This window comes from Nostoc sp., from assembly GCF_054880495.1.
Genome location: NZ_JBTYKD010000250.1, coordinates 1 through 3,844 on the forward strand (window position 1 = coordinate 1; position 3,844 = coordinate 3,844).

Consider the following 3,844-nt stretch of genomic DNA (forward strand, 5'->3'; position numbering starts at 1 on the left):
GGAACAGTACAGTAAGACTGCACATAACTTCAAGTCACTTTTGGGAAGTCGTGTCACCATCATCAATCCCATCCACCCGTTATGTGGTCAGTCAGTTGTAATACAGCAAATTCGTAAAATTGGCCGAGAGACTAAAGTAACTATAGAAAGTCCTTTAGGAGGATTTTTGTCTCTACCAGCAACGGAAACCGACCTATGGACACAGCAAGCTTTCACAGTCCAAACAGTCGGGAAGTTTTTACCTGAGAAATTACTGCAATTAAGCGAATGGGTAGCTCGGCGATCGCAAATTATAACGTCCGAATCTTCTTGTGTTCTTGATGATATTGAAGTCGAACACAAGAAAAAAAATGAGGAAAAAGCATCTACTAGCAACCGCTCAACCCAAAAACGAAGAAAGGCTAAGTCGCCTCATAAAGCTAACAGCACGGTTAGTGGACAAAATACTCTCCACTCAACAGACAGAGAAAGCGATAACTAGGAGTAAACCAGATGAATAATAAAATTAGTTCAACCCATCTGGAACGCCGTGCTGTTGTGTATTTAAGACAGTCAACACCCAATCAGGTAGAATTTCACCGTGAAAGTACTGAGAGACAATATGCCCTAGCTGACCGTGCATTAACCTTGGGTTGGGACAAGAGTCAAATCGAAGTATTGGATAGTGACCTTGGTAAAAGTGGTCAAACTACAACAGGACGCGAAGATTTTCATCGACTAATGGCTGCTGTTGGTTTAGGGGAGGTGGGGGCTGTTTTGGCTCTGGAAGCTTCAAGATTTTCTCGTTCCCAAGCAGATTGGCATAAACTTTTAGATATCTGTGCCCTAACGGATACCTTGGTCATTGACCACGATGGGATTTACGACCCAAATGATTTTAATGACCGAGTGATACTGGGGTTTAAGGGAACTTGGAGCCACACGGAACTACATGGTATGCGCTTACGGTTACAAGGAGCCAAACTCAATAAAGCTAAAAAAGGAGAGTTGCGCTGTTCTCCCCCTACTGGCTATGTCTATGACCCCGAAGGAAAATTGGTGCTAGACCCAGATGAAGGTGTAGTTGCCGCAATACAGTTAGCCTTTCAAAAGTTCCGCGAACTTAGAACAGCATTTAAGGTGATGCGCTACTTTTGTGTAAACCAAATTCCTTTCCCAAGAAGACGTTGGCGACCTGGGGATATTGGTACACTTCATTGGGGCCCAGCCAACCTTAGTCGTATAACTGCCCTACTGCACAACCCAACTTACACAGGAACATACGTGTATGGTAGACGACGCAGTTTTAATGTAATTGAGGCTGGACAAATAAAAAAGGTTAAAATCCAGCAACTACCCCAAGAAGAATGGAAAGTAATCATCCACAACGCTCATGAAGCTTACATTAGTTGGCCAGAATATTTGTCTAATTGTGAGCGACTCAGACGCAATTGCCCAATTTCTTTATCAGATGGATGTCCAGGTACACCTAGAGAGGGCTTTGCTCTCCTCCAAGGTTTAGTAATTTGTGGTAAATGCGGTCGCCGTATGAGTCCTCGCTACCACGGTACTGGTGGTTGTAGAGCAGCTTACGAATGTACCCAAGCTCGTAAACAAGATGGTAGCGTCGGCGCTTGCTGGAGCGTTGCGGGAGCAGCAATTGATACAGCCGTTTCCGCTCATGTGCTGTCAGCTTTTACGGACGAGCAACTAGATATTTCTCTTGCTGTCCTATCTGAACTTGAAAATATTGCAGATGAGGCGGATAAAACATGGCAACTGCGACTGGAAAGGGCACGTTACGAAGCTGAAAGAGCTTTTCGACAATATGATGCAACCGAGCCAGAAAATCGTTTAGTAGCCCGTACACTAGAAAAGAGATGGAATGAAAAATTACAACAGTTAGCAGAGTTAGAAGAGGCATACCAAAAAGCACGTCTTGTACAACGGCTGGAATTAACAGCAGTGCAACGGCAACAAATTTTACAGTTAGCCAACGATATTCCCACACTTTGGCACGCCAGTACTACTACGAACCTTGAGCGTAAAGAGATATTAGGGTTGTTAGTAAAACAAGTTGCTATTACCCCAATTGATGCTCCAGAACGTTCCACTCGTGTCCAAATACTCTGGCATACAGGAGTTACAAGTGAATTGATTGCGACACGCCCAACAAATGCAGAAAAATTCCGAACACCCAACCAAGTCATTCAACTCATTAAAGAATTAGCTGTGGGTCGAACTGATAGCGAAATTGCTCATGAACTCAATCGCCGAGGTTTGGTGGGTGGTACTGGGCGTGCTTTTACAAAAAAAGGTGTCGCCTGGATTCGTTGGAAGTTTGGGATTGAAAAGCCTTTAAGTAACCCACAAGTAGCACACTTAGGGGTTAGTCCAGAAGGTTATTATTCCACCAGTGCCCTGGCTGAAAAACTTGGTGTTGGAATTCATACTGTCTATTACTGGCGAGACAAAGGAATTATTCAGGCATTCCAAGAAACTCCTAGAAGCCCTTGGTGGTATATAGTCACACCCGAAGTTTTAGAGACTTTACGTGAAAAAATCCGCCGCGTACCAGTTAAATCTGAATAATACCACTTTGATAGTGAGCCGAAAACAATAGTTTGAATATCGTTAACCCCTTTGAGTAATTTTGTACTCAAGGGGTTTTACTGTCTTCGGGTGAGGGTTTTTCAATAAATTTTTCACCATTAAAATGCCAAGCAATTCCATCTGGATCATGAAGAGAAGTCCATTGCCCAAAATTGGCATCATTTTTCTTATGACGAAGGGTACTGGGAGAAACATTTAATCTTCTTGCTAAAGCTGCACCAGTGAGGTGAAGTGGTACTTGAAGGAAATTTTTACTTTCGGATTTCTCTGGTGAGCTATCAGGTAAGTCATTAACTAGCTCACTATTGGCAGATGATACTTTGGGATGATTATTTTCTTCGAGCAGTGGTAGATCATCAAGTGAGCTATGAAATGGCTCACCAATGACGGTCTCTAGTAAGTCATTTGATGCTGGCTCACTTAGTAGCTCATTATAGGGAGGCGTGTTCTCCTCAATTAGTGTGGAATTTAAAATAGATTCAGCAGTTGGTGTTACCAATAGTGACTCATTTGATAGCTCACTGTCGGCGGATACGGTTTCAATAACAGATGACTTCAATAATTCAGTGTCAACATCTGCCCCAGTTATTGGTAGCTCACTTCTAGATGTACTCCCGGACGTAACTACAGATTCGTTTGTCAAGTCAAGGATTCTGTTGGGTGATTCGTTTGGTGGCTCACTTAATACCTCGTAGTTATCAGGTTGATGCAGGTATTCGTTGTGCGATAGGTCTTCACCAGATGCTTGACAAGTATACTGACTCATTGCCTGCTTAAGTACTGCTACATCAGAAAGTAGACTACTCACCTTCACCTCTAAATCCTCAATTCGCTTTGGCGTATTTGATAGCTCACTTGGTAGCACATTGGGTATGCTACCGCATAGGTAAGTCTCCAGAATTGCCACGATAGCGGCAGAATCTGACTTTAATCCTTGAGAGCGCTTAAATTCAACCAACAGTTCATAGACTTTGGGTGGTGGGTAGGCTGCTATACGGGGATTTTTTGTTGCCATAGTTGGTAGACTTCCACACTTGATACAACTCTAGCCTACCCTATTAGTAGCTCACTCCTAGCTCACTAACCACTACTTTTTTCACCTTAGCGAAGCTCTTCCCTTGGGGAGGCTCGCTCACTTGTGAGAAAATCTATACCCAATTGCAGCGCATTGAGTGGAGAATAATCATAAAGAGGAGAATATCCCTAAACTTCATTGAATCAAGGTGCAATATGAATACACCGTCGGTATTTT

3 protein-coding genes are annotated in these 3,844 nt (G+C 43.2%); 2 read left to right on the forward strand and 1 reads right to left on the reverse strand.

Annotated features, from left to right (window positions below; translation table 11 throughout):
• Together ACYTXL_RS23375 and ACYTXL_RS23380 are read left to right on the forward strand one after the other, a co-directional pair.
• The coding region (locus tag ACYTXL_RS23375) for a hypothetical protein (protein WP_461926814.1) at positions 1-481 on the forward strand (481 nt) is incomplete at its 5' end.
• Positions 482-492: 11 nt separating this feature from the next.
• Positions 493-2,571 carry a recombinase family protein gene (locus ACYTXL_RS23380; protein WP_461926815.1) on the forward strand — a complete coding sequence of 693 codons (2,079 nt, stop codon included), beginning with the start codon at positions 493-495 and terminating at the stop codon, positions 2,569-2,571.
• Between the two features lie 67 nt (positions 2,572-2,638).
• On the opposite strand, the gene ACYTXL_RS23385 is transcribed toward ACYTXL_RS23380, so the two are convergent.
• Positions 2,639-3,607, reverse strand: a complete 969-nt coding sequence (locus ACYTXL_RS23385; RefSeq protein ID WP_461922576.1) for a hypothetical protein — start codon at positions 3,605-3,607, stop codon at positions 2,639-2,641.
• Positions 3,608-3,844 lie beyond the last annotated feature (237 nt).